This window comes from Paenarthrobacter sp. CM16, assembly GCF_013179505.1.
GTDB lineage: Bacteria > Actinomycetota > Actinomycetes > Actinomycetales > Micrococcaceae > Arthrobacter.
Genome location: NZ_JABMCX010000300.1, coordinates 1 through 5,513 on the forward strand (window position 1 = coordinate 1; position 5,513 = coordinate 5,513).

Below are 5,513 nucleotides of genomic sequence, written 5' to 3' on the forward strand. Positions count from 1 at the left end.
ACTCGCAGCTGAGGCCGGCAGCCGCGGTGCGGCCGTAGGCACCATGATGGAACTCGCGGACCTCGTAGGCGTTCCCATCTTCGGTATTGAAGACCGTGCAGAGCTGGCGATTCGTCGTCAGCGTGGGGAGGAGATGCTGGCTCTCCTACCCAGCCGTGTGCGCCGACCGAAGAGCAGGAGTGTCGATGATGATTTCTGACGAGCTCTATGTTTGGATTTGGCTGCCGGGCGGAACCGAGCCTGTGGTAGCCGGGAGGGTGGAGCAATCCGGGCCGCTCGTCACGTTCATTTACGGCCTGAATTACAGATCCCGCCCGGACGCTATCAGCCTGTTCGCCCCTGAGCTTCCCCTTCGGCCAGGAGTGCAGGAGCCTTCAGACGGACTGAGCATCGCTGGCGTTCTCAGGGATGGCAGCCCCGATAGGTGGGGTCGCGGTGTCATTGAGAGGAGCCGGAATGTTGCCCCAAACTCCCTTAGCGAGATCGACTACATGCTGAGTTCGGGTTCGAACCGCTTCGGCGCTTTGGACTTCCAGGTTGATCGGGATGAGTACGTGGCCAGGGATGACTCGGCAACCTTGGACGAGTTGCACAGTGCCGCCACCATCCTCGATGAAGGCGGCGAGCTTTCGGCAAGTCTTGACGCAGCCATGATTCATGGCACCAGCCTTGGAGGTGCGCGTCCCAAGGCGACGCTCACTGAGGATGACGGGAGCGAGTGGCTCGCAAAGTTCTCGTCGTCCGACGACCGCGTCTTTTCGGTGGTAAACGCTGAGGGGGCGATGCTTGAACTAGCCCGGCGCGCCGGTATGAACGTGGCCGATAGCAAGGTTGTGCCGTCTCTCGGACGGGAAGTCCTTCTTGTCCACCGATTCGACCGTGACGGGGCGGGCGGGAGACGCCACGCAGTGTCGGGCCTGACCATGGCCCAGACGGACGAGATGTACGCACGATACGTGTCATACCCCCAGATCCTTGATGTGCTCCGCGAGTACGCCAAGGATGCCACCAAGCCGGGACCAGAGCTGTTTCAACGCATCGCGATGAATATTGCCATTAGCAACAACGACGATCACGCGCGAAATCACGCGGCGTTCTGGGACGGGAAACATTTGGAACTGACACCGGCTTACGATCTGGCCCCAGGGCAGAGGTCCGGCGATACTTTCGAACAGGCGATGCGTTACGGACGCGGTGATCGCGGCGCGAAGGTCTCCAACTTCGCAGCTTTGGTGGGCGAGTCCGAGACATACGGGCTCAGCGCAGCACAAGGCCGGGAGATTATTGACAATCTCGTGTCGAGTATCCGTGACAATTGGGACGCTGCTGCAGATATTGCACGGCTGGGTAGGGCAGACAAACAGAGGCTCTGGGAAAAGCAGGTGCTCCCGAGAGCGGCGTTTTTCGACTATGAACCTGACCAGCTGTAGCGGTGAAGGACGCACTGCCGCCCACGTAGACTGGCATGATGCGGCTCGTAGCAAGCGATATTGACGGCACCATCCTCGGTCACGACGGCAAAATCAGTGACCGCACCATCAAGGCATTCCAGGCGTGCCGCGACGCAGGAGTGGAGCTCGTCTTCGTCACGGGCCGTCCACCGCGCTGGTTGTACCCGCTCCAGGAGCAGTTGGGTCACAGCGGGATGGTGATCTGCTCCAACGGCGCCGTGGTGTGGGATCTTGAGACGGAAAAGGCCTTGTCCTCCAGCGTTTTGGATGCTGCATCCGTTTTTGAAGCCCGCCGTATCATCAAGTCCATCAGGCCGGACGCCCTGTTCGCCGTGGAGACGCTTACGGGCTTCCAGCTTGAGCCGGGCTTCATTGAGAACGAAACCAGCGAGTTGCTCGCTGAGTTCACCCCCGCACCGCTTGCCGAGACGCTGACGGCGGATGACGCCGTCGTGAAATTCCTGGCTATAACCCGCAAAGGTACTCCGGACGAGTTCCTGGCCGAGGTCCAGCCGGCGGTCGAGCATTTGGTGAGCACCACACACTCGGCACCGCGGACGGCCATGCTGGAGATGTCCGTTCCGGGCATCAACAAGGCTGTGACGCTGGCCAAGTACGCCGAGTCCCTGGGGATCGAAGCCGGTGACGTGGTGGCGTTCGGCGACATGCCCAATGACATCGAGATGCTTCGCTGGGCCGGTCACGGTTACGCGATGGCCAGCGGGCACCCCGAGGCCATCCTCGCCGCCGGGCAGCAGGCGCCGCACTTCGACGACGACGGCGTGGCCCAGGTTCTCGAGGCAATGCTGACGGAGCAGCGGGTCTAGTCAGGCGCTGCACTGGTAATGTCCGATTCCCGCCAGCCAGATTCCGCACCGGCTGATGGAATGAACTCATGAGCTTCGAACACCACCAAACAGCCGCCCACTTCCGATCCCTTCACACGAGCCAAAAACCATTGGCGTTGAGCAACGCCTGGGACGTCGCCAGCGCTGTCATTTCTGCGGCTGCAGGGGCGCCCGCTGTTGCCACTACCAGCGCGGGAGTCGCCTGGTCGCTGGGCCTGCCCGACGGCGACCGACTGGACCGGGAGCGCGCCGTTGCCGTAGTCGCAGGCATCGTGGAAGCCGTCAACGTGCCCGTCACCGCGGACATCGAGGGTGGTTTCTCCGACACGCTCGAGGGAGTCGCTACGACAGTCGCCGGGATTGTTGAGGCCGGTGCCGTTGGAATCAACATGGAGGACGGCTCCAGGCGCCCGGAGGAATTCTGCGCCAGGATTTCGGCTGCGCGGGATGCCGCGCGGCACGCGGGCAAGGACTTGTTCATCAATGCACGCACCGACGTCTTCCTGGCCGGTGCCGGCACTGTTGAGGAGCAGATCGCGGAAGTCCTGGCCCGGGCCGAACAGTATATTGAGGCAGGTGCCGACGGCATCTTCGTCCCGGGAGCATCAGAGGCAGGGACCATCGCCGCCCTGACCGCCGGGATTTCCGTCCCCGTCAATGTCATGGTGGGGGCGGGATCGCTCAGCGTTGGTGAGCTTGGAAAGCTGGGCGTGGGCCGGGTCAGCCTGGGATCCAGCATCGCCCAAGCCGCTTACGCTGTCGCGCAACGGGCAACTGAAGAGCTGAACACGGCGGGCACGTACACCTCGGTGGGGCAAGCCTTGGATTACGGCTTCCTCAACGGCTTGATGGACTCGTCGACGAAGAACTGAGGGGCCTCGCTATTACTGCAAGGCAGGTCCTTTCACCGGCGGGGAACCCAGCAGCGCACTGAATCACGGTATCGCTGGAATTCAGTGCCGAACCGACGTTCCAAGTCCGCTTCTTCGTGCGGCCTTACAGCGTAATTCCACAGCAGCGAGCCGAGCACGGCGTAGGCGATCACCAACCACGAGCCCAACATCATGCCCACGGCTGCTCCTTGGGAAATGCCGGCCACGGCCATCGGGTTCCGGACCCACCTGTATGGCCCGGCGACCACCAGCCGGTTGGGCATGGAGGAGGGCAGCGGGGTGCCGCCTCCCGTGGAGGACATGGTCACCGCCGAAGCAATGCCCAGGAAACTGGCCAGCACCAGCAAGGCCAGCCCGGTAGGCGCCGCGGCGGAGGGGAACGGCACGGCAACCTGCCAGCGCTGCTCCAGCCACGAAAGCAATGACGGCACTACCACCAGGAAGAATCCCCAGAACAGGACCAACTGACCCATGGTTGCCGCCACATTGGCTGCAGTGCCGCGGTGGGTGGATGCCGGCCGGAACGCGAACGGTCCCTGCACGATCAGTTCCGTCGGCACCCGGCCCCGCACCAGAAAGAACAACGCGATACCTGAACAAGCGGCGGCGGCGATCATGATCAGGACGCCCCACCCCGCTTCGGTAGTGATGGTGGCGTAGGCGGCCAAGGCGATCGCAACGAGGACCGTCCAGCCGGTGGCCACGGCGGCTGCTGCCCTGACGCCGAAGGCCGCGATACCCGAGCCGATGACGAACAGTGGAACGTCAAAGGCCGCCACAAGTACGGGGTCCAGGCTGCCGAGCGTTGCCCCGCGCACCGTTGGCGACAGGAAAACGGCAATCCACCATGTCAGTCCAGCCACGGCCTGCACAGCGAAGTAGGCCCGCCCCCACAGTTGAGCCCCCTGAGCCCCCATGGTCACGGGTGCCGCACGCCCTCTCCGGCCAGCAACGCGCGGTAGCCCTCTTTGTAGGTGGGGAAGGTGGGTTGGAAGCCGGTGGCCCGCAGCCGTTCGTTGGAGCAGCGTTTGTCGCCGGGGCCGGCGTCGGACGCGCCCTCAGGTGCCGCCGTCGGGGGTTCCGGGCATTGCAGTTCAGCGGCGAGGAACCGCATGACGTCCCCCATTTCCGCTGCGAGGTCATCGACGCCAACATAGACGGAGTCCGGGGTGGCTTCCATGGTGGTGAGGTGCACGATCATGGCTGCGGCGTCGTCGCGGTGAACGCGGTTGGTGTGCCGCGGTTGGGCAGGGATAACGGCCTTGCCGCTGCGGACCTGGTCGATCAACCGGGTTCGCCCCGGCCCGTAAATTCCGCCCAGCCGCAGGGAGATGGGCTGGCTGCTGGTTCCGCGCGTGCGGCTGAACAACAGCTCTTCCGCTTCCACCAGGACCTTGCCGCTGAACCGGGTGGGCTCCGTGGGCGTCGACTCGTCCACAACGGCCCCGCCGGAATCCTTGTACACAGCCGTGGAGGAGACGAACAGGATCCGTCGCGGCGGGATGGACTGCCGTTCCAGGGCGTCCAGGACGTTCTTGACCCCGTTCAGGTACGCCGCCCGGTAAGCCTCTTCGGTGGAAGCGTCGGCGGCCACAGCCACCACAACAATGTCCACGTCCTTGGGCAGTTCCGGCACTGAGGTGGAGAGGTCCGCGAAGACCCCGCGGATCTCTTCGGGAAGCTTTCCGGGGGAGCGGCGCAGGCCCACCACGTCATGTCCCGCAGCCGCGAAGCGCAGTCCAACTTCGGTTCCAAGGTCGCCGCAGCCGGCAATCAACACAGTCATGCCCCCAGTTTGCCAGTCCCACAGTGTCACCAGGTTCCCAGCTTCCATACAACCGGCGTTCAACTTGCCGCCGTAGGCTTCCAGCCAAGAACCCGTTTGCACGGTGAAATTTGCACGATGAAATTTGCACGATGAAATTCGAACGGTTTATCTGTCTCATCGAATTTGTAGGGGAACCATGGCTAAGCGTCGGATCAACAGCATCAATAACGCACCGTTGCGGCGTATTGAACCGGATCATCACTGGCGTTCGCTTCGGCAGGGCGATCGCGTCAACGTCACGCTGATGCCCGGCTTCGAGTCCGCGGGCGTGGTGGACGCCGTCACCGGCGATGCCACTGCGGTCTGGGTGGAGCTCGACGGCGGTCGCGGCCGTACGCTTGTGCACGTCAGCGACGGCGTGACGATCGTTCCGCAATCGACGACGACGGCGGTCCCGCAGGAGAGCTAACCGCACCTTGGCGATGGGCTACGCTACGGAAGTGACGCTGCCCTATTTCCTTCGCAAGGACGGTTCAGTAGGCCCTCTGGCCTT

General features: G+C 63.5%; 7 protein-coding genes. 5 read left to right on the top strand and 2 right to left on the bottom strand.

Features of this window, described 5'->3' with window-relative positions; genetic code table 11:
• The 4 genes from HP499_RS20075 to HP499_RS20090 all read left to right on the top strand — a co-directional run.
• A partial coding sequence (locus tag HP499_RS20075; RefSeq protein ID WP_216660195.1) for a hypothetical protein occupies positions 1-199 on the top strand: 199 nt, incomplete at its 5' end.
• Positions 186-1,430: a type II toxin-antitoxin system HipA family toxin gene (locus HP499_RS20080; RefSeq protein WP_172325905.1), complete on the top strand. Its 1,245-nt coding sequence runs from the start codon at positions 186-188 to the stop codon at positions 1,428-1,430. The genes HP499_RS20075 and HP499_RS20080, both read left to right, overlap by 14 nt.
• A gap of 38 nt (positions 1,431-1,468) precedes the next feature.
• Positions 1,469-2,278, top strand: coding sequence for an HAD family hydrolase (locus HP499_RS20085; protein WP_172325906.1), 810 nt, complete (start codon positions 1,469-1,471; stop codon positions 2,276-2,278).
• A gap of 68 nt (positions 2,279-2,346) precedes the next feature.
• Positions 2,347-3,171 carry an isocitrate lyase/phosphoenolpyruvate mutase family protein gene (locus tag HP499_RS20090; RefSeq protein WP_172325907.1) on the top strand — a complete coding sequence of 275 codons (825 nt, stop codon included), beginning with the start codon at positions 2,347-2,349 and terminating at the stop codon, positions 3,169-3,171.
• Positions 3,172-3,203: 32 nt separating this feature from the next.
• On the opposite strand, the gene HP499_RS20095 is transcribed toward HP499_RS20090, so the two are convergent.
• Complete coding sequence (locus tag HP499_RS20095; RefSeq protein ID WP_172325908.1) at positions 3,204-4,109, bottom strand: isoprenylcysteine carboxylmethyltransferase family protein; 906 nt, start codon at positions 4,107-4,109, stop codon at positions 3,204-3,206.
• Positions 4,110-4,111: 2 nt separating this feature from the next.
• A complete protein-coding gene (locus tag HP499_RS20100; RefSeq protein ID WP_172325909.1) occupies positions 4,112-4,978 on the bottom strand; it encodes an NAD-dependent epimerase/dehydratase family protein in 867 nt (288 codons plus the stop codon).
• A 178-nt stretch (positions 4,979-5,156) separates the two neighbouring features.
• Between HP499_RS20100 and HP499_RS20105 the strand changes: the two genes are divergently transcribed.
• Positions 5,157-5,429: a hypothetical protein gene (locus HP499_RS20105; RefSeq protein ID WP_172325910.1), complete on the top strand. Its 273-nt coding sequence runs from the start codon at positions 5,157-5,159 to the stop codon at positions 5,427-5,429.
• Positions 5,430-5,513 lie beyond the last annotated feature (84 nt).

Excerpts from the sequence above, each read along its gene's own strand:
- HP499_RS20080 (WP_172325905.1), top strand. The coding sequence starts at position 186 with ATGATGATTTCTGACGAGCTCTATGTTTGGATTTGGCTGCCGGGCGGA.
- HP499_RS20085 (WP_172325906.1), top strand. The coding sequence starts at position 1,469 with ATGCGGCTCGTAGCAAGCGATATTGACGGCACCATCCTCGGTCACGAC.
- HP499_RS20090 (WP_172325907.1), top strand. The coding sequence starts at position 2,347 with ATGAGCTTCGAACACCACCAAACAGCCGCCCACTTCCGATCCCTTCAC.
- HP499_RS20095 (WP_172325908.1), bottom strand. The coding sequence starts at position 4,109 with ATGGGGGCTCAGGGGGCTCAACTGTGGGGGCGGGCCTACTTCGCTGTG.
- HP499_RS20100 (WP_172325909.1), bottom strand. The coding sequence starts at position 4,978 with ATGACTGTGTTGATTGCCGGCTGCGGCGACCTTGGAACCGAAGTTGGA.
- HP499_RS20105 (WP_172325910.1), top strand. The coding sequence starts at position 5,157 with ATGGCTAAGCGTCGGATCAACAGCATCAATAACGCACCGTTGCGGCGT.